We start from the raw sequence: 23,414 nt of genomic DNA, 5'->3' as shown, positions 1-23,414 counted from the left end.
TGACACCTTTGTATAACTAACTATTATGGCTGATTTTCAAACTAAACACTACGCTTGCAACCCTCAACCCAAGACAAAATTTTATAACCCAAGATGGTGTAAATAAATGAAGCCTTATTTATCCGCTGCAATGATTGAAAACAATGACATAAGGCTAATGACGCTAGAAATAAAAAAGGGACAACTCGCGACCAAACATTACCTAACTGACGCAATTGATCAAATGAATTGGCGATACTATAAGTCCCGTTTAAGCCTATTAATCCCGTGTCAGTTTGTATACTTGCAGACAGAAATCAGCTCACAGCCAAGCAACCTCTATCAAGACAGTCACATCATCCCGATGCTCGGTCGCCAACAAATCAATGGTCATGAGGACGCTATCGAGCGACTGACCGAAAAGCTACCACTGAAACCCCGTGTATTGGAGCCTGCACCTCAGGCATGGGTACGCTGTACTAACTACTTCCTTCCGCGCCTGCCCGCCTACGCGAGACTCGCAAAACCGGCAACACAGTGGACCATCATTTTTCGCGAACAACATCTGTATATTGTGCTACGAGTGACACGAGGTGTTCTAGTGTCTTTACACTCAATTTCACTCCTTGAGGCCATCAACATCGAAGAGCTTGATTCAGTGGTGATGAGTTACCTAAGTACCGAAGAGGATGACATTTTAAAAGCACGATTATTTAATTTCTCGGGACTTTGGCAGAACCTATGCTCAGCGACACAGTCATTTGCAGGCGAGGCGTCACCCGCTTTAATCGGTGCCGCTCTGAGAGGCTTTTTCCCATGGCGTGGTTAAACCTCAGTGACTGGCGCACGGCTAACAGGCACAGAAATCAGCAACAACGTCTTATCGCCGTTGTTCTTTTAAGCCTATTTAGCCTACTTAATGTCACCGCAGTGGTGGAACCCTTATACAGTCAGTTTATCCTTCACAACTTAGATGTAGTCCATTCACGCGTGACTCAATGGCAAACAGCCCAACAAAATCAGTTATCGGCGGCAACACGTTACCAGCAAGATTCATTCGCTATCCAACAACAAGTCAACCAAGTTAGCCAGCTATTAACTTTAGAGTTGAGTAATTTGACGGGGTTAAACATCGACCGCGCTCATTGGACATCTTCCCAACTATCATTAAGTGGTACATACCATAGCCCCGCTGAGCTGACACAATTGAGTGAGCGTTTGCGGCACGATGGAACGCAGAGCGTACAACTGCAATTAAAAGCTCATAACCATGCACAACTCGATGTTTATAAACCATAGTAGAAGTGCCGATGAAAAGTACATTAGGTTTCTATTTAGCGCTATGTTTAACATTGGTACCTGCACCAGCAAGCTTTATCTTAGCTTCATGGTATTTCGAATCTAACCAACGGGAGACTCGCCATGAAACTCAGATACTTTGGCAACAGACAGAGAAAAGTAAACTCACCTTCGCCGCTCATCAACAGTCAGTAGAGCGACGCCCAATAGCGCGTTGGCTGACCCTCGCCTTAGCGGCAGCTCAACGTTATTCGCTAACCCAGCAGATCCCCATAGCATCGGATGTAAAACTGCGGATTAAGTTACGCGGTCAGTCGAAACAATTAATTGAGTGGTGGGCTGATGTATCTACCTCATGGCCAAGCCAAGATAAGCATCCATTTGTACTAGACAGTCTCATTATGACTCGGCACACAGATGATAAGAATGAGCTGATACTTAGCTTTGTTGAAAATGGCCTACCCATGCTTGCACTCTCTATCGCGCCGCGAGGCCAAAAGCCATGTGACTTATCGCCTCCGGGCAAATTACTCGGTGACTGGCACGATTACCAACTTCTTGCCACCCTCGCCACTGAAGGCAACTTCTCAGCTTACTTTCAAGGTAGTGATAAGCAATGGCTAACGGCCAAGGTTGGCGACTACTTTAGCTCACCAACCACGATGATTACGGCGATTTCTCGCGAGTCCGTCACCTTCAAACAATTGGAGTCATTTCCGTGCGTTGTTACAACACTTCAAAACAAGGTCAAACACACAAATGCAATCGCTTTCTGACACCTGCGAGCGTGTTGTTTTTTTACATGTTATGGCAACTCAATGTGACCAGCGCTGTGGCAGATGAATTGCCTAAAATCACGTTGAGCCTAAAAAATGTCGATTTAGTGACCGCCTTCGAAATTATTGCTGATAAAGTCGACTTAAACCTGATCGCTGATAAGGCAATTGACGAGACGGTCAGCTTATCCGTCAGTCATATTGATGCACTCAAATTAATGCGTGAGCTTGCCGACAGCTATGGTTTAACGCTACGGATGACGGATAACCTCATTCGGGTGACACGATCTCAACCTTCTCCAACTGACGAACAGGCAAATACATCTGTCACATTGCCACTTTTAATTCCGCTCAATCATGCCAAAGCCGAAGATATAGCGGCATTATTGTCACAAAGCGAGCAGCGCTTGCTCTCAGATCAGGGGGCGGTATCTATCGATGCTCGAACCAACACTCTTATTCTAAAAGAAACACCACACAACGTCAGCGGGATAAAGCAACTCATCACACAACTTGATATACCTGTTAAACAAGTAATGATCGAAGCGCGAATGGTGACCATGAAAAGTAACGCCATTGAACAGTTCGGAGTGCGCTGGGGCGATCTGACCCCACGCAACGACGATCAAGTCATTGCAGATGTAATAGACGGTATGCGAGTTGAGTTGCCGGCCGTGCCAGCCGCAGGACGCTTGAAAGCAAACGTCGGTAAACTCTCGGAAGGCCTACTATTGGATTTGGAGTTGTCCGCGATGGAGCAAGATAACGAGGCTGAAATTATCGCGCGCCCAAAAATATTTACCTCTAATCAACAGCCTGCTTATATAGAGCAAGGAACTGAGATCCCCTACGTAGAGAGTGCCGCATCGGGGGCGACTGCGGTCAAATTTAAAAAGGCAGTCATGGGTTTACGCGTGACACCACAAATTACGTCTAACGACTATGTCATGCTAGATTTAACTATTACACAGAATACGCGTGGCGATACGGTATCAACACCGACAGGACCTGCTGTGGCCATTGATACTCAAGAAATGGCCACACGCGTTTTGGTAAAAAGTGGAGAAACTATAGTTTTAGGTGGAATTTTTCAGCAATATGAGTTGAAGGACGATACAGGCGTCCCCATATTGTCGTCGTTGCCGTTTGTCGGTAATCTTTTTAAAAATCAGCGTGAACAATCAGAAAAACGTGAACTGGTTATTTTCGTTACACCCACGCTGTTAAGTGAATCGGAATAAATTTGCTAAAATGCAATCTAATTGAGATAATCCCGCTTCTTTTCGTTGAGTTGGGGGACGTCTCCAGACACTCCGGATTCGTGATTTACAGCTAATTTAACAGTGATGTAAGCAGGAATATGGCTGAGAAACGTAATATTTTTCTTGTCGGCCCAATGGGCGCCGGCAAAAGTACGATTGGTCGTCAAATTGCCAGACAACTTCATTTAGATTTCTACGATTCAGATACAGAAATTGAACGACGCACCGGCGCTGACATCAGCTGGGTTTTTGAGCTGGAAGGTGAAGAAGGCTTTCGTGCGCGTGAAGAAAAAGTTATCGAAGAGTTGACTGAGCATATGGGGATCGTTTTGGCGACAGGTGGAGGCTCGGTAATGAGCAAAGAGAGCCGTAACCGTCTCTCCGCTCGTGGCGTTGTGGTTTACCTCGAAACGACTATCGATAAACAATTAGCGCGCACACAACGTGATAAGCGTCGTCCTCTCATTGCTGAGGCAGACGATCCACGGAAGGTGCTCGAGGATTTAGCAGAAGTACGCAATCCGCTATATGAAGAAATAGCGGACATTGTTGTACGCACTGACGAACAAAGCGCCAAAGTCGTGGTCAATGAAATCATTGATAAACTCGGGGTTAACGGTCTAGGTTAATCTCTCTAGGGAGCTGTGTTATGGCCAATATACATGTCGAATTGGGCGAACGCAGCTACCTTATTCATGTCGCCTCAAATAACTTACAATGCTTAACCAGCCTATTGCCTGATTTAAAGCAGAGTATACTTGTGGTCAGCAACCCTACCGTATCAGAACTCTATTTCTCACAACTAAGAGAGTCGCTTTCAGGTCACCGTGTTGTCCTGTTTAATATGGAAGATGGCGAACAGTACAAAAGTCTCAAATCATTCGAATCTGTTACGAATAGACTGATTGAAGAAGGGTTTAGTCGGGATTGTGCAATTATTGCTCTCGGCGGTGGTGTAGTCGGTGATCTAGCAGGTTTTGTCGCCGCAACCTATCATCGCGGAGTTGATTTCTATCAGATTCCAACGACTTTGCTTGCACAAGTTGACTCTTCAGTTGGCGGAAAAACCGCGATCAATCATCCACAAGGCAAAAATCTTATCGGCGCCTTCTATCAACCCAAAGCCGTCGTCATTGATCTCAACTGTTTAATGACGCTGAACGAACGTGACTATCGCAGTGGCTTAGCCGAGATTGTTAAATACGGCATCATTTATGACGCTGAATTTTTTTGCTGGCTAGAGAAACATACCGACAAACTGTCGCAACGAGACGAGCAAACGCTTCAGTATGCTATTCAGAAGAGCTGCCAAATAAAAGCCGAAATTGTTGCTCAAGATGAACGCGAATCAGGCATTCGTGCATGGTTAAATTTAGGTCACACATTCGGTCATGCGATTGAAGCAGCGACTGAATACGGCACATGGACTCATGGTGAGGCGGTGGCAGCTGGCACTATTATTGCATCAAAGCTTTCAGAGAAAACACAGCGGATGTCCTCGTCAGATTTCCGTCGCGTTCTGAATCTTTTGTCAGCATTGAAGTTGCCGATAAAAGCGCCACATATGCCTTTGGCAAACTGGTTGAGTTACATGCAACGCGATAAGAAAGTCAAAGACAATCGGATTAACTTCGTATTACCCGTCGGCATTGGCCGAGCGGAAGTAACGAACGCAACAACTGATGAGGAAATTGCCGCTGTGCTGACTGAATGTTGCTAACACGCATCACATAGGAAGCAAATTATGCCGGCTCACGCCTACTCAACACATATTGTCGCAGCACCTGTAAAATCAAAACCCTCTCAGCAGGCCGTTATTGATCGGTTGCATGAGCACTGTCAACACAGTGACACGCTGGTCTTACTTCACGGTCCACAGGGTAGCGGGAAATCGACCATTAGTGAGCTATTTATTGAGCAAGCCTCTAATTATGCAGAGTGTGCATGGGTGCAAGTCTCTGAGCGGTCATCGGTCGAGCGATTACGAGCACAAATTCTCAACCAATTATTTGGTACCATTAGTTTAAATGACGATACGTTAAGCCGCGAAATACAGCGTCAACGCCCCTTAAATCATGCCGTTATTGTTATCGACAATGGCGAACTGATGCCTGACAGTTTTTTGGCTGAATGCGTTAATACTGTCAATCAACTATGTGCATTAGGGCAACGTGTTAGCATTATCATTTCGGCAGAATCGCGTTGGGTGTTTCAACAAACCCCGCCCCCACAATTACGTGTTAAACGTCCCGAATTAGTGGAAGTACCGCCGCTCGGCAAAGAGGAGCAGATGCGCTTTGTTCAAGCACTTTTACCCGAACGTCAGCGCCCGCTGTGGAGTCTCGATAAAGTCCAACAGTTTTTAGCCACCATCAATGGTTATCCAGGTGAAATTCAGCAGCGCCTGCAGCTCAAACTCATGACGCAAGCTCAACGTTATGTGGAGCCAGAAACGCAAGAAGAAGAAACCTTCTCAGCCTCTTTAGAACACGCCGAAAGCAACCTTGAATCTGTAAAAGCGAAATCGAGCACGCCACTCTTTAAGATTTTATTAGCCAGTACCATACTCGCTTTATTGGGTCTTGCAGCACTAAAACATGAAGCTATTATGACTGCATTTGGGCCAACCAGTTCGGAAGAGTCATCAATTACTGAAGCTGAAGCTAAAACCAATGAACAAGCAAAACCTGAGGCTTACACCGATATCAATGCAGCCAACGCGACGGTAGAATTTGAACCTATTGAGGTCAATCAGTTTGATTTTGTTCCGGCTGAGCTAGCTGCCTCCTATCGTGCTGCACTGCATTCACTTAATCGTGTCGCGGCCGCGGACGCCGACCCACGCGAGGTCGAGATAGCATTATTTAACGATAAGCGCGTCCCTGTTGCAGTTGCGGACTCCGACACGGCCTCTGGCAGTGAACCCAATCAATTAACCGATAGCCAGTGGATTCGTCAGCAGCCTGCAACAAATTACGCAGTACAAATAACTATCGCCAGCAATAAGCCCACACTGACCGAATTTATCAAGCGTCACGATCTTGAACAAACCGCACGCGTATATCAACGTCAAAAGGACAACAGCTATGTCGTCATTATTGGCAGCTATGACACTATCGCGGCGGCACGCGCTTATGCAGAATCACTCCCCGAGGCATTAAAAGCCGGCGGTCCTTGGCCTAAGTCATTTGCGGCAGTCCAACGAGAACAAGTTTCCGTCGGTGGAGAGTAATTTTCATATCTTTAGCTTTCGGGTACACTAGCCGTTCAATCCACTAAAGGCCGGCTAATGAAACGAAATCGGGCATTTTTAAAATGGGCAGGAGGCAAGTACGGCCTTGTCGAGCCCATAAAAGCTTGTTTGCCCGAGGGGCGTAAGTTAATTGAACCTTTTGTGGGTGCAGGATCAGTGTTCCTAAATACTGATTATGATCGCTATTTGCTGAACGATATCAACCCCGATCTCATCACCTTGTATCAATTTGTAAAGCGCCGTCCTAAGACGTTTATTGCCGATGCGCGTAGACTTTTTACCGCACGTAATAATCAATCAGACGCATACTACGCGCTCCGTAAGTCGTTTAACGAAAGCAATGATCCTTACTACCGTTCACTACTCTTTTTATATCTCAACCGGCATGGTTACAACGGCCTTTGTCGTTACAATAGTCGCGGTATTTTTAATGTCCCATTTGGCGATTATCGTAAGCCCTATTTTCCAGAGGCGGAAATCGAAGTTTTTGCAGAAAAGGCAAAGCGTGCTAAATTCGTCTGCAGCTCTTTTGAACAAGTGTTCAGGAGAGCCCGAAAAGGCGATGTTATCTACTGCGATCCTCCTTATGCACCACTTGTACAAGCAAGCAATTTCACAAGTTATGCGACGGGTGGCTTTAGTTTAGATGAGCAAAGTGAACTCGCTCGGCATGCCATACGGGCCGCTTGCAAACGTCATATTCCTGTACTAATTAGTAATCATGATACGCCGCTTACACGCGCATTGTACGAGCGAGCAAAAATTAGTAGTCTTAAAGTAGCTCGCAATATTAGCCAAAAGGGTGATGCACGAAAACCCGTCGCCGAATTATTGGCATTGTTCTCCCATGAACATCAGCAAAATGTGATTCCGATTAAACGTGACATTAAAAAAGTAGGGACATGAACTGGTTTTTAAGAACTTTTGAAGAATTAAACACCCATCAGCTATATGAAATTCTGCGCATTCGCCAAGACGTTTTTGTTGTAGAGCAAAACTGTCCATATTTAGATGCTGACGGAACTGACTTTGATGCCGAGCATCTTTTTGCTCGCAACAATCAAGGCAAAATGCTTGCTTACGCGCGCATTTTTAAAGCGTCTGACATAAATCCAATATCAAAAGTCGGTCGCGTTCTCACGACCGCAGACGCGCGACAGTTGGGCTTAGGACGAGAGCTCATGCAACGGGCAATTCAATATCTTGATTCGCGAGCACCGAACGCGCCTATTCAAGTCCAAGCTCAGACATACTTACGGGCGTTTTATCAGTCGTTTGGTTTTGAGGCCGTTAGCGAGGACTATCTTGAAGATAATATTCCACACGTCGATATGCAACGCTCTGCTAAAAATCAATGAGCTCTGAATTCGAACTACAACAAACCGCAGACGGCGTGCAATTAGTTTGGACAGCAGGGCCTAAAGGGATCAAACCGCTTCATCTTGACTTCCGGGCGGGAAAGTCAGGGTACCGCGCGGTGAACTCGAGCTTGAAATCAGAATCACTGATAAAGGCTCTCGGTATTACTGGCAAACGCAAACCATCCGTACTCGACGCAACGGCCGGTTTAGCGCGCGACGCACTCATGGTTGCTGCGTTCGGATCATCGGTTGATTTAATTGAGCGTCACCCGATGGTTCGTATTCTACTCCAGGATGCGCTTGAACGTGGTCGTAATGGCACCGATAAAATCGCGGACTGCTGCCGCCGTATGCAACTACTTGAGGTCGAGCACGTTAAACAGGTTTCTTCAGAACAATACGATGTGGTATACCTCGATCCCATGTATCCAAAGTCGGGTAAACAGCGCGCTCAAGTAAAAAAAGACATGCAGATGTTTCAGCAGTTGGTCGGCGGCGATGAAGATGCGAACGACCTAATTGCTCCAGCGCTAGATGCGGCTAAATTTCGTGTGGTCGTAAAACGACCCGATCATGCCGACTTTTTAGGGCAAAGAGAACCGAACACGCAAATCAAGAGTAAAAAGCATCGATTTGATGTTTATATAAAGCAAGGATTCGAACAGCTATGATTAAAGAAAACGATTTATTACCTTCTGGGTCACTCACTTCAAAAGGCGAACTCGGCATTCAACATTACGACCCGCAAGAGCTATTTGCAAAAGGCACACACATCCTGTTCGCTGTCCCGGGGGCTTTTACTCCGACCTGTTCGGAGAAACACTTGCCAGGCTATGTGTCACTCGCAAACGAGCTGGCTGAACAAGGGGTGCAGAGTATTAATTGCGTTTCAGTCAATGATGCATTTGTAATGAAAGCTTGGGGTGACCACCTAGGGATCGGAGATGAGGTTCGGTTATTGTCAGATGGTAACGGTGAATATAGCCAAACCCTAGGGCTCGCTAATGACACTGGCGCGTTTGGTGGCATTCGCTCAAAACGTTACGCCATGATTATCGTTGATGGCATCGTGGAACATCTATTCGTGGAAGATGAGAAGCAATTCGAAGTGAGTGCAGCAAAATACGTGCTTAATGTATTGAAATCTGAGCAGTAATGGCGTTATTTGATGTAGTGATTATTGGTGCGGGAGCTGCCGGTTTACACTGTGCAGCTCATGCCGCGCGAAACGGCCACAAGGTTATCGTGGTAGACCATGCCAAACAGGCTGGTAAAAAGATCCTCATTTCGGGGGGCGGTCGATGTAACTTCACTAACATGTATGCCAGTCCCGAAAACTACCTTTCCAGTAACCCTCACTTTTGTAAATCGGCGCTTAGTCGTTACACCCAGTGGGACTTTATTGGTTTAGTCTCAGAATACCAAATCCCGTATCATGAAAAGACTTTGGGACAGTTATTCTGTGATGAATCAGCAAAGGACATCGTTCGCATGTTACTCGACGAGTGCGCTCGCTACGGTGCCAAAGTACAACTGAGAACCGAAGTGCTGGATGTCGAATACGAGCATGACACTTATCGTATTAATACGTCGCAGGGTCAACTGAGCGGTCATCAACTAGTCGTCGCCTGTGGTGGACTCTCAATGCCCAAGCTAGGGGCGACACCGTTGGGCTACCAAATTGCAGAGCAATTCGGTCATTCGATCATACCGGTGCGTGCGGGCTTAGTGCCTTTCACTTTGCATCCAACCGAAAAGGACGCTTTTGCTGAGCTAGCGGGCGTTTCAATGAACGTAGCCGCCAGCGCCAATGATGGTCACTTTAGTGAGGCGATGTTGTTTACTCACCGCGGCTTATCGGGTCCGGCGATGCTGCAGGTGTCCTCTTATTGGCAACCTGGTGAGGCGATTACCGTTGACTGCCTGCCCAGTACCGATGCGTTTGAATGGCTACAAGAGAACCAAACTAAACAACCAAAGGCTCAGCTGAATACCGTATTACAGCAGCTGTTCGCGAAACGCGTCGTTACTCAACTCGGTGCGTATCATCAATGGCCGTTGAGTCAACGCCTTGCCGATATCAGCAAAAAGACGTTTAAAGCAATCGCTGAGCAACTTAACCAATGGCAAATCAAGCCCAATGGCACCGAAGGCTATCGCACCGCCGAGGTCACCCTCGGCGGTGTTAATGTCGATGAAGTCAGCTCCCAAACTATGCAAAGTAAACTACAGCCTGGACTATTTTTCATTGGCGAAGTGCTGGATGTCACCGGTTGGCTCGGTGGCTACAACTTCCAATGGGCATGGTCAAGCGCCTATGCGTGTGCGGAAGGGTTGGTTAAAATCAAGTGAGAGTAAACTCATTTAAACGCCTTTTTACAGAGAAGTAGAAGACTCTTTAAGTTGTCTTAAAGGTAAAAAATTATGTCTAGTAATGAAAAAACGTTTTCGTTTAATGTAGCAAATATAATTTGGATTTTGTTTTTTGTTGGTGTCCTCGTACTTTTTACAAATGCTTTTTCTTTCCACGGTATAATTGTATTAGATAAAGATATTGAATACGGAAGTGTCTTATCTATATTAACTCTTCCGGCGTATATATATTTTGTTTTTCACTCACTTAGAAAAATTAAAGAAAACAGAAACGATTACATTAAGATAGATGATAACCAACTAATTTACAGAACCTCTGAGGGTACAACGCGGGTGGCGATGAAAGAAATAACGAAGTCACATCTGATTCACAACTTCATGAATAAAGAAATATTTATTGAAACTAATGGCTCAAATTTTTTAATAGACGCTTTTGGATTTCCGAGAGAGGTACTCAAACTCCCTGAAATGATCGAACAAAACAAAAACTCGAAAGTGGAGACTGTAAAAAATTTTGTGTAAATGGCTGTTTGCACTGTTAAATCCGATCCTGATACATGATCTCGAATTGCGCCATGGCCGGTTTCCAGTTGCGTATGGGCATCGTCCACTTTTTCGATGCCTGATGCAAGGCTAAGTACAATACCTTCATGATGGCCTCATCATTCGGGAACGACCGGCGAGTCTTGGTAATTTTACGCAATGACGCGTTCAGCGATTCGATGGCGTTAGTGGTGTAGATAGCCTTACGTATCTCCGCCGGGTATTCGAAGAATACGCTTAAGCGTTCCCAGTTTGCCCGCCATGAGCGGCTTATGGTCGGATGCTCTTCATCCCACTTTTCAGCGAACTCTTCCAGCGCCTGCTCTGCTGCAGCGCGGGTGGCAGCACCATAAATTAGCTTTAAGTCAGCTGCGATGATCTTGCGTTGCTTCCAGTTTACGTAACGCATAGAGTGGCGAATTTGATGCACGATGCACAGCTGTACCTGAGTCTTCGGGTAAACCGCTTCAATGGCTTCGGGGAAGCCCTTCAAGCCATCGCAGCAGGCGATAAAGATATCATCGACGCCGCGATTTTTAAGCTCGTTCATCACAGATAACCAGAATTTAGCGCCTTCGGTTTGCGCCATCCACAGGCCAAGGAGCTCTTTTTCACCGTCGGTGTTAATACCAAGCGCCAGGTAGACTGACTTATTTTGAACAACGCCAGAGTCACGGCTGCGAACCACCAGGCAATCAAGGTAAACGACCGGGTAAAGCTTTGCCAGTGGTCGATGTTGCCAGGCCTTTACTTCGTCCATCACCTCGTTTGTAACCTGAGATATGAATGTGGGAGATACTTCAACACCGTAGGCTTCTTCAAGGTAAGCCTGGATATCCCGGGTAGTCATGCCTCTGGCATAGAGCGCGACGATGCGCTCATCGAATCCGTTAAGCTGGCGTTCACCTTTGCGAACCAGTTTAGGCTCAAAGCTACCGTTGCGATCACGGGGAATATCCAGCTCGACGTCACCGTTGGTGCTACGAACAGCCTTCTTGGTTTTACCGTTGCGGGAGTTACCGCTGTTATTGCCGGCCGCATCATTTGGGGCGTAGCCTAAATGGGCTTGCATCTCGGCTTCTAAAGCGCGTTCAGCGACTTTTTTGGTAAGCTGCTTGAGCAGCCCAGCTTCACCTAAAATGTCGTCGGGTGAGTCACAGCCATCAAGCAGCTGATCGATGAGTTTGTCTGATATTGGCATTCTGATATCCTTCTTCGATATTGCTAAGAATGCCATTTACACAGATATTTTTACACTCTCCGAAAGTGGGCATTGATAAATCCTGATGCTATAGAAGTCACGACTCTTTATCATTTTCATGTAAAGGACGCACTAAAAGCCGATAAATTACGTATACTCAATCAATAGGGACTTGTTTGGAGTGTATTATGCGTAACACTTTTTCTCGAATTTCGGCCTTGCTGACAACAACTGTTATACTGTTAGGGTTGGTGGCTTGTTCCTCGAAACCCTCTACCGTTATGGTTGGCGAGGCACGTCCTGCAATCAACGTCGACGCTGTCAAACTCTACCTAAAAGAACCCACGCAATATGAAACGGTCGCGCTCTTATCTGTTTCAAGTGACGGTAGTTGGAGCTTCGGTGATCAAGCCCAAATGGATGCTGTTGTCCAACGACTTAAGGAACAAGCGGCAAAGTTAGGCGCCAATGGTGTTCTGTTACAAGCGACGGGCGAAAAACGCGATAGCTCCGTCTATGTTGGTACCGGGTTGGGCAGTTATTCGGGTAATTTAGGCTTGAGTGTCCAACTTGGACGTATGTTTGGTTTAACCGATAAAACCGCCGAAGGTGTGGCGATATACGTGCCGGCGGAAGAATCCAAGAAACCATAGCAGCGTGCGCCTTAGCCGGACGCACGCCATGCAATTGGTCTAGATCGCCTTAACAGCGGCCTCTACACCTTGATCGCCTGTCAGCGCATCGAAGTGCTTGCCAATCGTATTATCTGCATCAAGACAACGGATTAGAATACGAGCCACATCTTCTCTTGCAATGGTGCCACGCCCTAAGTTCTCGGCAAGTTCCACCTTCTCTGTACCTGGCTCGTCTGTTAAGCCACCAGGACGCACAATAGTCCAGTCAAGCTCGCTACGCATTAACTCTTTATCGGCGTAATGTTTTGCGACATAGTAGGGCAGTAAATCTTCGTTCCAATGCTCGCGGTTATGTGCCTGCAACGCACTGACCAAGATAAAACGATCCGCAGCCACCGCATGCGCTGCTTCCATCGTTTTAACGGCTCCGTCTAAATCAACCATGAGCGTTTTATCATCGCCTGTCGCGCCACCAGAGCCCGCTGTAAAAATCACCGCATCGATATCTTCAAACGCTTTCTCAATGTCGTTTACAGGACCTTCAAGATCCAACAAACGCGCGTCGACACCCTGATCTTTCCAACCATCCACTTGTGCTTGCTTGCGCACCATAGCAACGACTGGATGGGTCTTTGCATGTTGCAACTGCTCGACCACATGCGTGCCTATTTTCCCATTTGCACCAATCACGGCAACTTTCATAACGCCTCCAGATTTTAATAAATTGTCTATATATATTTCACTTACGAAAAATTATCGTTAAGAGTTCATGAACTAGAGGGATCTGAGTAGACATTTAGATACGTATTAGTCATGATTTATTACATTCAATTATATGGAATTTTTTATCATGCCGCGTCGTACCTTACTCCCTGTATTCTGCTTATTCTTTGTTGCTATGCCTTCACTTAAAGCGCAGGAGTTATCAGCAATGCAAGAATGCCTCCTTGATGCAATGAATAAGGAAAAGGCCTCGTTAACGATTGCAGAAGTGCGTCAGCAATGCATGGAGAAGCTACGTCAAGAAGAGTCAGAAGACGTGGTTAAGATTGATAAAGTCGAAGATCCTGGCGCATTGACCAAACGCTTACAAAGCGAAAAAGTAACCGAGTTTGACCCGTACGTACTCACGCCTCACCGCCGTAATTACATCTTACCCGTTTGGGGAACAACCGACATTAACACGGCGCCGTACCAGAACTTCCAAGGCTATGAGGACAATCTTGAAGAGTACGAAGCAAAGCTTCAGCTAAGCTTTAAAGTGCCTGTCAATAAAGAGAGCTTGCTCGTTGAAGGCGACAAGCTTTTCTTCGGCTTTACAATGCAGTCTTGGTGGCAAGTATACGCGAGTAATATCTCAAAGCCGTTTAGAGAGACCAATTACCAACCTGAGGTATTTTATACAACACCGACAGGCTGGCATCCATTTGGTACTAATACGGGCTTAGCTGTTGGTGTTGAGCACTTGTCAAACGGGCGTAGCCAAGAACTTTCGCGCAGCTGGAACCGTGCTTACGTGCAGTTAGTCGCAGAAAAGGGGCCCTTTGTGTTCAGCCTAAAACCATGGATTCGCTTCCAAGAGGATGAAAAGTCCGATCCGATGCAGTCTTCAGGCGACGACAACCCTGATATTACCGACTACGTTGGCGACTATGAATTCACCATCGCTGCTAATATCGATGACTTTGAATATACATTAAACTTGCGACATGCCATCGAAACAGGTCGAGGCTCAGCAGAATTCAACTTCACTTTCCCACTTTGGGGCAAATTCATTGGCTATACCAGTTTGTTTACTGGGTACGGCGAGAGCTTAATTGACTACAACCACAAACAAACACGTTTTGGTGTGGGTATCGCGCTCAATAATGTTCTCTAACGCTTACCGGCCGTAATCGTCGCCAGCTGTTGAGCAAAATACTCAGCACCTCGGCGGCGGCAATATTCTATATTACGCTCGGGAATCTTCTCGGGGTGCTCGAATTGTTCCAATGCCTCTTCCATCATAGCCTCTCGAAGTAGGTGCAGTACCGGATAAGGAGAGCGATTGGTATAGTTCTCTGGGTCACTTTGCTTGGCATCCGCAAAACAGTAGTCGGGATGAAAGTGTGCCAGTTGAAATTCGCCATCAAAGCCTTGCATCACTATGAGTTCATTGGCTTGGTCTACCAAATCCAAGAAATCGTAAAACCCCTCCACGCCTCTAGGAACAATAAGAAGTGTAGTCGCAATAGCTTCGTTCTGTTGCAAGTTTAACAACTCATGATTCAGCGCTTCGAGCTGAGACTGTCGGTCTTGCTCAGCTACAACGCAGTACCGGATACGCTTAGCATCGACCTCCGGTCGAGCAAATGGGCAAAAGTTGAACTTAACCACAACCTCTTGTACCCAGCGTTGGGTTTGGTCAATAATGGTTTGCTGGCTCATCGTTAATCATCCTAAATTATGAAAGCACTTGAACTCAAAGTTCCACCGCTATTACTCATTTTTTTAATCGCCCTACTTATGTATGGTTGCGCGGTCCTGTTCCCTTCTGTTCGCTTCGGGTGGGTGCCGGTGTGGATACGCATTATTTTATTAGCACTGGGTATTCTATTACCTCTATTGGGATGGATTGAATTTCGTAAAGCAAACACCACCGTTGATCCCCGCATACCCGATAAGTCGAGCACATTGGTGACGCGCGGTATTTACCGCTGGACACGTAACCCAATGTATCTAGGCTTTCTAATTATTCTTTTTGCTTGGGGTTTATCACTACACAACATGGCAGCCTTGTTGGGCTTACCCCTCTATATGTTCTACATGAACCTATTTCAAATCAAACCAGAAGAGCGCCAGCTCGAAAGCTACTTTGGTGATACCTACCGTGACTATAAAAAACGCGTGGGACGCTGGTGGTGATTAAACCACTAGCTCCACCAGTTCGCTTAAATGACGGATAGTATGATTCGGTTTAACTTCTTCGGGACAAGTGGCTTGGTGTTCATTCAACCAGCAAGTATGCCAGCCTGCACGCTGTCCCCCCAATATATCCGAATACGGATTATCCCCGACCATTAAGATGCGACTGGTCGGAACCTCCTCCGAGATATGCTGACGATGCGTATGCTGGAAAATCTCAGGGTGTGGTTTTGCCACACCAAGCGCTTCAGAAACCACCACAAACTGAAAAAACTGTTCAAACTGATGCGTTGCGAGTCGCTCCTGCTGAAGCTCGACGAAGCCATTGGTGATAATGCCCATGCGAACTTTATCGTCGAGTGCAGTGAGCATTGACCCTGCCCCATCAAGCGTTGAGGAAATAGTACCCATCTGCGCCATAAATTGACGGTTGAGCTCTGTAGATGAAACCCCCAAACGATCTTCCCAATCCACAAAGCGTCGCGCTTTAATATCTGCGGCAGAAATTTCGCCACGTTGGAACGCCTCCCATAAGGGTGCATTCACTTCTTTAAACCGTTTAAAGTGCGCTTCGGTAAAATCAACGTCGTAAGACTGTAATAGTTGAGTTAGACCGCGCTTAGCATCGAACCTAAATAGTGTTTCATCGGCATCAAATACAACCCAATCATACGCCATTGCATACTCCTAGTTAGCGACTGTCCTGCGTTTTCTGAGCGGCCATAATAACAAGCTCAACAACAGATCGGCTAGCAAACTAATAAATAAGCCGACTACAACAGCCATAACGAGAGCCTCAGGTGTCAGGCGTACCGCATAGTCATAACGCGCCCAAGCTTCTCTACGAATATCAGTAATCGGAGACAAAAATGTCGTTTGGTAACGTTGCCAATAGCCCTGTTGGTATTGGTTCCAAGCGGACTGAAGCATCTGGTAGCGCTGATAAATGGTCTCGATGCTATCTCCGCCATCAATGAATACCGGATCATCTGAAGCGCGGTAATAGTCAATAAGACGCTCAATAGAGCCATCAAAATAGCGGTCGGCTTCCTGTTGAAACTCCGCTACGCTCGCTTTCGCCTCGTTAAGATGTGCGTAGACAGCATCACCGTATTGGTCGACAAATTGCGGTATTTGAACACCTATCATAGCCGCCACAAAAAAACATATTAAGCGTCCATACGCTGCTAATCTTTTCATTTTTGAGAGCCTCGCCATCGCGCGATCTGCGCTTTCAACTCGGGTAACACCTCATCTTCGAACCATGGATTTTTAGCAAGCCAGCGGTTATTGCGAGGGCTCGGATGGGGTAATGGCAGTATGCCCTGTTCTAACCACGCCTGCCAATTCTTTACGCGCTCTGTGAGTGTTCGCTGGAGCTTGATACCGGTAAGTTGCTGAGCATGCCATTGCTGAGCATATTGTCCGATTGCGAGCGTGAGTTGTAAGTGGGGTAGTTGTTCAAGTAATTGCTCGCGCCAAGCGTCGGCGCATTCAGGTCGTGGGGGCGCATCTCCAGAGCTCGTAGTACCCGGGTAGCAAAAGCCCATCGGTAGGATGGCAAACTGCCGTGCGTCGTAAAAATCTGACTTATCGACACCAAGCCACGCTCTCAAGCGCTCACCGCTCGGATCATCAAACGGTTTGCCCGAACGATGTACGCGAATACCTGGCGCTTGGCCGGCTATGAGTATCCTGGCGTGCGGATGAAATTGAATAACAGGGCGAGCCCCTAAAGGTAATTTGGGCTCACATAGAGAGCAATTACGTACATGTTGTACAGTGGTTTGCCACGCGCTCATTACAAGCTCCTTAATATAAGACGCTTAAATAGCGTGGCAAACTTACTCGCTCAATTCAATCGGTTTACTTTTCGATGAACGCTTGCTCGATAACGTAACTGCCTTGTTTACGCGAGGTCGCTTTACTAAAGCCGCGTTCGTTCAAGATAACCATTAAATCTTGTAGCATGGCATCATTGCCACATAACATGAAACGATCGTGCTCAGGGTCGATATCAGGTAAATTCAGCTTACGCGTAAGCGTGTTCGACTCGAGCAACTCGGTGATACGTTTCTGATGATCTTCATCACGGAAGGGCTCACGCGTCACTGTTGGGTAGTAGCGTAGCTTTTCCTTGACCCAATCACCGAAAAATTCATTGTTGGGCAAATCCTCGCCGATTTCTTTCTGATAGGCGAGTTCAGAAACATAACGCACACCATGCACCAACACCACTTGTTCGTACTGCTCGTAGATATCGGGATCTTTAATCACACTCATAAACGGCGCTAGACCAGTCCCCGTCGAGAGCAAATACAAGCGCTTACCAGGTAGGAGGTGTCCTGGTACCAAGGTACCTGTTGGCCGTGTTGACATGATCACTTCATCGCCTACTTCGATATGTTGAAGACGCGAGGTCAGTGCGCCATCCGGTACTTTAATACTGAAAAACTCGAGCTCTTCTTCATAGTTTGCGCTTGCAATACTGTAAGCGCGCAGCAGAGGTTTATCGTCGACCTCTAAGCCAATCATCACGAATTGTCCGTTTTCGAATGTGAACGAACGTTGTCGTGTGGTTTTAAAACTAAAGAGGGTATCGTTCCAATGACGTACTTGAGTGACTTTTTCTGCAATGGTACTGCGCATAGCGACTCCTAAATCACTGTTTAAATCTCGAACAGTTTAACATACGAAAATCTAAATGAGAATTTTTTTCATTTAGTATTGAAAATGAGAATAGATCGCATATAATTAAATTGCACTTCACGTTAGTTAGCTGTGTGAGCAGTTGTCGTACGGTGATTCGAATTACAGGCGCGAAGCACCGTACGGCTCACATTTCTAGAGTGCACCATGGCACACTCTGTTCTTACCTAAAGACTTGGCACGGTAGAGTGCTCTATCAGCACGATTCAGAATCGATTCAAATTCATCGTCTTGCGTCTCGAATAATGAAATCCCAATACTCACTGTATAATCCACTTCCTCGCCGCTGTGCACAATAGAGTCGAGCTCTATCGCTTGTCGTAATCGTTCTGCAATTGCCAACACCTGTGGCATATCTGCATCGCGGATTAACAAAGCGAATTCTTCGCCACCAATGCGGGCTGCAATATCGTTCATGCGTACAGCGTGATTAAACTGTTTTGCTAACGCCTTTAGCACCTCGTCCCCCGCACTATGGCCGTAGCGGTCATTGATGACCTTAAAAGAGTCGATATCCATCATAACGACAGCGGCTTGATGACCCTTTCGTTTGAATAAATCATGGCTTTGCTGCAGTTCACTCATAAAAAAGCGACGGTTGGGTAATTGCGTTAACGCGTCGGTATTAGCAAGATGCTGTAACTGTTTTGTTACTTTGTCATGGGAAGCCATCTCAGCATCCGCGAATCGCATGCGCATTTCTGCTTCCGCTCTTGCCTCGCCCTCTCGCGCCAGCGCACGCATCAGATCTAAATTACGGATGGAAATTGCCGCCTGTGCAGCAATAAATTCCACAATGGGCATCTGCCTGTCGTTAAAAGCATATCGGTTGCGGCTATGCTCCAAATACAACACACCGACCAATTCACCCAAATAAACCAACGGCACAGTCACTGCCGAACCGGAAAATTCACCTAATTGGTTACTCTTAATATCTTCGGCACGGTTGTGCCAACTTCGGTTGGTCAGCGTATTTTCATTAATGTGTTGCAGCTTTTTTACTCTGGCGACATGGCGAATCATTGCCGTCGGTAAATTATTTACGTGCTCCAACCTAACGCTTGGCTCAAAATATTTTTCCAAGTGATGTTCTACGTCCATTACTAGCTTTAGCTCGTCATCTTCACACTGCAAAAGTGCCAATCGCTGGGCGCCTGTTTGTCGAACCAGTATACGAGAAACTTCAGAAACAAGTTGCTCATGCTCAGTAAACGCGGACAGCGCTTGCGCAATTTCAATCACAACATCCATACTCATCGCGTACCCCGTCGACCGGGTCTTACGCTCGCTGTCATGTATCAATTCGATCGCATCCCAACGCTCCATCGCATGATGCCGTTGGGAGGAATACTCCGATGCAAATCCAGGGTGCCCTTTACTTTGCCAGTAATGCTGCGCGCGCGTCGCTATCATAGCTGCTGTGTGCCACTGCCCTTGCTTCTGCGCTTGGCGCAAGGCAGCGTCATAATCTTCCAATGTTTGCGGCATATCACCTTGTCGACGTGCTTGCTCAGCACGCATTAACGTCAACCAATGGCTAAAGTTATCAGGCTGCCATTCTGCCCAGGTTTGATAGCGCGTGATTGCTACGTTTAATGAATCTGTATCTAACTGTTCAAGCTGGCTCAATGCCAGCGCACGAAGGCCAGGCCAGTGCGCCATCGGCAGTAAGCTTTGTACCGATATATGTTCAATGTAGCGCTCGCACCGTTCGAGCGACTTTTGCACAATAATTCTATCGTTACCGACTAACCCTTCAATCAAACGCATGCAACTGAGGATGGCGAGCACTTGGTGATTATGGTTGGCTTCGGCTTGAGCTACATGTTGCTCAAAGCTACCTCGAAAGTGACCTATGCCACTCAACCGGTACATGACCCCTAACGCCCCTGTCATTAAATCAATGCCCCAAGTATTACCGCGCTGCATGGCGTACTCTAGGTAGTGCTCTACACGCGGAACGAGCTCGGAAAGCGGTTCCCCGGAAAAAAACCGACAGTAAGTATCATGACCAAAGCCATATACTGCATACTGTAAATTTCCCGACTGTTGACCACATCGGTATGCCGCCATGTAATCATCACTCGCGAGACGTTGGGCTCTAAACCAATGATTTAAGGAACTCCCCATCATCAGAAAACCCATACTTTGCGCACTCGTATCGCCACGTTTTCGAGTTAACCGTTCGGTGGCATCGTAAAGCATTTTAATTTGTTGACTATCAGCCAACTGGTGATTAACCATCAGCCCACCGAGCGCTGGTAGCGTATAACCGGTAGCACCGTTCGCACCATAAGCGCTGATTAACTTGAACTGCGCGATGACCACACTCGACCATAGACGTGGAAATGCTCGATAACACGGCGGCCCCATCGCTATCAATAAGGCGAGAATGGCCTGTTGTGTTTTATCGGTGAGCACTGGCAAATGCGCTAAGTCATTAAAAGAGAGGCTGTCTAAAGAATCCGATAAGTTGCAACGCAACGCTGCCGTGCTGAGTTGTGCTTCCTCAGGCAGGCTCACATCGAACAATGCAAGCCCTTCACGCGCTACATTGACCGCTTTCTGATAGTCAGCATTTAAGGTGGCTTGCTGCACCCATTGGGTATATAAGCTGGCCTTATCAAGTAACGAATCAGTATTGCCTATCGCTTGGCGTACAAAATACTCGGCGCGCTCAAGATTTGAGTTGAGGTACTCAAGTTCACCACGCTCAGAATACACTTGGTAAGCAAGTTCTGGATCTACCGACCATAAATCATCAAGGCATGGATTTTCATGCATTCCCTGATGCACGATCGTTAAAGCCTCGGCAAAGGCGCCTGCCGAAGCCGCTTTCTTAGCAGCATTGATAACTAGCCTAAGAAATTCTCTTTGTTCGACTCGAGTGTCAATAAACTGCTTACCACGGTACAAGTGATTAACGATTCGGATTGAGTAAACTTCTGGATGAGCCGTGGCTTGCTGCAATAAATGTGTACCCAACTGATAATGCACTTTGGCACGACTGCTCGCATCAAGCGTGCGATGGGCGACCTCCTGTACTCGATCATGGATGAAACGAAATCTCATGTTGGATTCATCCAATATCGGCGACTTAATATTAGCCTCTACGACAACAAACTCGTCGTTAATTGCAGGTAACAGTTGCTCCAAAATCGTTTCAGGTGTCTGTCCCGTCAGTCTAACTAAAGACGCCATATCGAAGCGCACACCAATGCACGCGGCTTTAGCGAGTAGGTACTGCACGTCAGTTTGCAAAAGTTGAAACCGCAACTGTATGACTGAGAAAATATCGTCAACTTGGTCCAACTCATTAATTACATCCATTCGCCACCGCCAGCCAGTCTCCAGTTGATACTGAAGTAACCCTTTCTGACTGAGAGCTTTTAATAGTTGCCAAACCATAAACGGGTTGCCGTGGCTATGTTGATGCAACCAATCAGCTAACTGTTTAAATTGACGCGTTTCGTGTTGAACCTTTTCAGCGAGCAACAAAGAAATATCGTCGACAGATAACTCGTCAAGTTGAATATGCTTAAACGGAATCACATTAGCACGTTCAATTTCCTGAACCGCGATACTGAGCGGATGTCCACTATTCACCTCATCTTCTCGCACTGAACCAATCAACAAAACAGGCGCTCGACTCGGTTGAGTCAGTATCCATTCCAACAGTTCCACGGACGCTTGATCCGCCCATTGCAAATCATCTAGAAAGATCACCAAAGGACGTTCAGCATACTCAAATACGGAAAGCAATCGGCGAACGGTTTCATTAAGTCGTTGCTTTGCCTCCGACGAGGGCAAATTAGTCTGTCGCGTTGCTATTGTCGAGTCGGAAAACCCAAGACTGCTTTTAATATCAGGTACCCAACTCAAAAAGGTAGCCAGGTAGTCAGACATTGCTTCAGCGAGCCAAGCTCGCCATTGAGTAAGCTGCTCACTCGACATCTGCTTAAAATAGCCCGCCAGCGACTCAATTGCTGACAGCCAACCAATGTATGGAACACCGCTAGTCGAGTGCTCATACTTACCCGAGATAAAAAAAGCATTGTCAGCGGTCATTTGTGGATACAAATTACGCACTAACGATGTTTTTCCTAAACCTGAGCGACCATTAATGAATACGCCTTGCGTTCCACCCTCGCGACTCATGCTGTATTTTTTTTCAAGCTGTCGAAGTTGGTTATCGCGTCCATAGAGCGAACCGACCCGCTCTATCTCGCTCGTGAATCCCAATCGCGAAATGATGCTGATATCATCCTTACGCTGTCCTAATACCACTTGGCGTACTGTCACGAGATCGTTCAGTAATGCATCTACGTCACGGTAGCGTTGATACGGCTGCTTAGCCAACAATCGCGCGACGACCTCTGCCAGAACCTCAGGTAACTGAGGATTAATGTGATTCAAACGTTTGGGTGTTACTACTAGATGCTGGTGGACGATTCGCGCACTTGAGTCAGCGGTAAATGGATAGGCTCCAGCAAACCAATAATATAAAATCACTCCAAGACTATAAAGATCACAGCGAGCGTCACCTATCGCTTGTGAACGACCGGTTAACTCCGGTGCGACGCACCTCAAAGAGGATACGTTCTGTGGAAGAGGGAGCCAGGGTGTGTGAATAAATCGAATCTGCGTGACGGTCGCTAAATCAATCACTATGGCATGTTGGTCGGTTACGTAGAAAATCGAGGGGTTCAAAGCACGATGAATTAAACCCGTCTGATGAATGTGCTTTACCGCACCCACAATACGCTCTGCAACACCAATCGCTTCAAGTAAGTTATCCCAACGTAGTTCGTCGAGCCAGCCTCCTTGAGGCAAAACAAGCCCATGCTGATCGCCGTTATCGAGGAAGTAGTTAGGATTAACAATCTGATGCCAACGGTTATCGTTTTTTAATCGCTCGCCTGCTAAAGACTCAGCCCCTGCCTCAACACGCTTTAACCAAACTGAGCGCTGATTGTCCCGTTCAATACAATCAAATAAAACGCGGTCATCGAGCTTTCGTGTTGAATATGGCATTCGCGACAGAGATCCTTTTGTCATGGTTCTCTAAATATAGTTAAAGATAGGCGTCTTTACATTACGATCTTTACATTTACGCTCG

Annotated in this window: 24 protein-coding genes; 16 read left to right on the top strand and 8 right to left on the bottom strand. The window is 46.7% G+C overall.

From position 1 onward, the window contains the following. Window positions 1–106 precede the first annotated feature (106 nt). From AC3AP5_RS12185 to AC3AP5_RS12125, 13 genes are all read left to right on the top strand, one after another. A complete protein-coding gene (locus AC3AP5_RS12185; RefSeq protein ID WP_487326798.1) occupies window positions 107–808 on the top strand; it encodes a hypothetical protein in 702 nt (233 codons plus the stop codon). Further along, complete coding sequence (locus tag AC3AP5_RS12180; RefSeq protein WP_487326797.1) at window positions 796–1,278, top strand: hypothetical protein; 483 nt, start codon at window positions 796–798, stop codon at window positions 1,276–1,278. The genes AC3AP5_RS12185 and AC3AP5_RS12180 overlap by 13 nt, the downstream gene beginning before the upstream one ends. A gap of 11 nt (window positions 1,279–1,289) precedes the next feature. Continuing rightward, the gene (locus AC3AP5_RS12175) at window positions 1,290–2,054 is read left to right on the top strand and encodes a hypothetical protein (protein WP_487326796.1); all 765 of its coding nucleotides are present in this window, start codon (window positions 1,290–1,292) and stop codon (window positions 2,052–2,054) included. Between the two features lie 44 nt (window positions 2,055–2,098). Then, window positions 2,099–3,295, top strand: coding sequence for a type IV pilus secretin PilQ (gene pilQ / locus AC3AP5_RS12170; RefSeq protein ID WP_488301211.1), 1,197 nt, complete (start codon window positions 2,099–2,101; stop codon window positions 3,293–3,295). A gap of 119 nt (window positions 3,296–3,414) precedes the next feature. Then, complete coding sequence (gene aroK / locus AC3AP5_RS12165; RefSeq protein WP_272978369.1) at window positions 3,415–3,945, top strand: shikimate kinase AroK; 531 nt, start codon at window positions 3,415–3,417, stop codon at window positions 3,943–3,945. 20 nt (window positions 3,946–3,965) lie between these two features. Then, the gene (gene aroB / locus AC3AP5_RS12160) at window positions 3,966–5,036 is read left to right on the top strand and encodes a 3-dehydroquinate synthase (protein ID WP_006954602.1); all 1,071 of its coding nucleotides are present in this window, start codon (window positions 3,966–3,968) and stop codon (window positions 5,034–5,036) included. Between the two features lie 24 nt (window positions 5,037–5,060). Beyond that, a complete protein-coding gene (locus AC3AP5_RS12155; protein ID WP_487326794.1) occupies window positions 5,061–6,548 on the top strand; it encodes an AAA family ATPase in 1,488 nt (495 codons plus the stop codon). Between the two features lie 57 nt (window positions 6,549–6,605). Then, window positions 6,606–7,475, top strand: coding sequence for a Dam family site-specific DNA-(adenine-N6)-methyltransferase (locus tag AC3AP5_RS12150; RefSeq protein WP_286682419.1), 870 nt, complete (start codon window positions 6,606–6,608; stop codon window positions 7,473–7,475). Continuing rightward, entirely contained in the window at window positions 7,472–7,927 is a 456-nt protein-coding gene (locus tag AC3AP5_RS12145) for a GNAT family N-acetyltransferase (RefSeq protein WP_006954605.1), read from the top strand. The genes AC3AP5_RS12150 and AC3AP5_RS12145 overlap by 4 nt, the downstream gene beginning before the upstream one ends. Beyond that, on the top strand, window positions 7,924–8,601 hold the full coding sequence (locus tag AC3AP5_RS12140) for a class I SAM-dependent methyltransferase (RefSeq protein WP_006954606.1): 678 nt from the start codon (window positions 7,924–7,926) through the stop codon (window positions 8,599–8,601). The genes AC3AP5_RS12145 and AC3AP5_RS12140 overlap by 4 nt, the downstream gene beginning before the upstream one ends. Beyond that, entirely contained in the window at window positions 8,598–9,086 is a 489-nt protein-coding gene (locus tag AC3AP5_RS12135; RefSeq protein WP_272978366.1) for a peroxiredoxin, read from the top strand. Before AC3AP5_RS12140 ends, AC3AP5_RS12135 begins: the two co-directional genes overlap by 4 nt. Beyond that, window positions 9,086–10,282: a BaiN/RdsA family NAD(P)/FAD-dependent oxidoreductase gene (locus AC3AP5_RS12130; RefSeq protein WP_487326793.1), complete on the top strand. Its 1,197-nt coding sequence runs from the start codon at window positions 9,086–9,088 to the stop codon at window positions 10,280–10,282. Before AC3AP5_RS12135 ends, AC3AP5_RS12130 begins: the two co-directional genes overlap by 1 nt. 72 nt (window positions 10,283–10,354) lie before the next feature. Next, window positions 10,355–10,825: a hypothetical protein gene (locus AC3AP5_RS12125; protein ID WP_487326792.1), complete on the top strand. Its 471-nt coding sequence runs from the start codon at window positions 10,355–10,357 to the stop codon at window positions 10,823–10,825. A 16-nt stretch (window positions 10,826–10,841) separates the two neighbouring features. Here AC3AP5_RS12125 and AC3AP5_RS12120 read toward each other — a convergent pair whose 3' ends face one another. Then, window positions 10,842–12,047: an IS256 family transposase gene (locus AC3AP5_RS12120; RefSeq protein ID WP_487326572.1), complete on the bottom strand. Its 1,206-nt coding sequence runs from the start codon at window positions 12,045–12,047 to the stop codon at window positions 10,842–10,844. A 188-nt stretch (window positions 12,048–12,235) separates the two neighbouring features. On the opposite strand from AC3AP5_RS12120, the gene AC3AP5_RS12115 reads away from it, so the two are divergent. Continuing rightward, window positions 12,236–12,700 (top strand): hypothetical protein, encoded by a 465-nt coding sequence (locus AC3AP5_RS12115; protein WP_287830456.1) that lies wholly within the window; start codon window positions 12,236–12,238, stop codon window positions 12,698–12,700. 39 nt (window positions 12,701–12,739) lie between these two features. Here AC3AP5_RS12115 and AC3AP5_RS12110 read toward each other — a convergent pair whose 3' ends face one another. Further along, window positions 12,740–13,384: an SDR family oxidoreductase gene (locus tag AC3AP5_RS12110; RefSeq protein WP_272978332.1), complete on the bottom strand. Its 645-nt coding sequence runs from the start codon at window positions 13,382–13,384 to the stop codon at window positions 12,740–12,742. Window positions 13,385–13,532: 148 nt separating this feature from the next. Between AC3AP5_RS12110 and AC3AP5_RS12105 the strand changes: the two genes are divergently transcribed. Next, window positions 13,533–14,561 carry a phospholipase A gene (locus tag AC3AP5_RS12105; RefSeq protein ID WP_287830458.1) on the top strand — a complete coding sequence of 343 codons (1,029 nt, stop codon included), beginning with the start codon at window positions 13,533–13,535 and terminating at the stop codon, window positions 14,559–14,561. Here AC3AP5_RS12105 and AC3AP5_RS12100 read toward each other — a convergent pair. Continuing rightward, window positions 14,558–15,109, bottom strand: coding sequence for a DUF1415 domain-containing protein (locus tag AC3AP5_RS12100; protein WP_487326791.1), 552 nt, complete (start codon window positions 15,107–15,109; stop codon window positions 14,558–14,560). The genes AC3AP5_RS12105 and AC3AP5_RS12100 overlap by 4 nt on opposite strands. 18 nt (window positions 15,110–15,127) lie before the next feature. Here AC3AP5_RS12100 and AC3AP5_RS12095 point away from each other — a divergent pair, with 18 nt between their 5' ends. Beyond that, the gene (locus AC3AP5_RS12095; RefSeq protein WP_272978329.1) at window positions 15,128–15,586 is read left to right on the top strand and encodes a methyltransferase family protein; all 459 of its coding nucleotides are present in this window, start codon (window positions 15,128–15,130) and stop codon (window positions 15,584–15,586) included. On the opposite strand, the gene yjjG is transcribed toward AC3AP5_RS12095, so the two are convergent. The 5 genes from yjjG to AC3AP5_RS12070 all read right to left on the bottom strand — a co-directional run bounded on the left by yjjG (window position 15,587) and on the right by AC3AP5_RS12070 (window position 23,329). Continuing rightward, complete coding sequence (gene yjjG, locus AC3AP5_RS12090; protein WP_487326790.1) at window positions 15,587–16,264, bottom strand: pyrimidine 5'-nucleotidase; 678 nt, start codon at window positions 16,262–16,264, stop codon at window positions 15,587–15,589. Between the two features lie 9 nt (window positions 16,265–16,273). Further along, window positions 16,274–16,786, bottom strand: a complete 513-nt coding sequence (locus AC3AP5_RS12085) for a DUF2937 family protein (protein WP_006954620.1) — start codon at window positions 16,784–16,786, stop codon at window positions 16,274–16,276. After that, entirely contained in the window at window positions 16,783–17,388 is a 606-nt protein-coding gene (locus tag AC3AP5_RS12080; RefSeq protein WP_006954621.1) for a uracil-DNA glycosylase family protein, read from the bottom strand. The genes AC3AP5_RS12085 and AC3AP5_RS12080 overlap by 4 nt, the downstream gene beginning before the upstream one ends. Before the next feature lie 64 nt (window positions 17,389–17,452). Continuing rightward, window positions 17,453–18,235 (bottom strand): ferredoxin--NADP reductase, encoded by a 783-nt coding sequence (locus tag AC3AP5_RS12075; RefSeq protein ID WP_006954623.1) that lies wholly within the window; start codon window positions 18,233–18,235, stop codon window positions 17,453–17,455. A 195-nt stretch (window positions 18,236–18,430) separates the two neighbouring features. Then, entirely contained in the window at window positions 18,431–23,329 is a 4,899-nt protein-coding gene (locus AC3AP5_RS12070; protein ID WP_487326789.1) for a diguanylate cyclase, read from the bottom strand. Between the last annotated feature and the right edge of the window lie 85 nt (window positions 23,330–23,414).

Source organism: Idiomarina sp. D18 (assembly GCF_057748155.1).
Note: the sequence above shows the minus strand (reverse complement) of the source record. Positions and strands in the feature narration are given on the sequence as shown.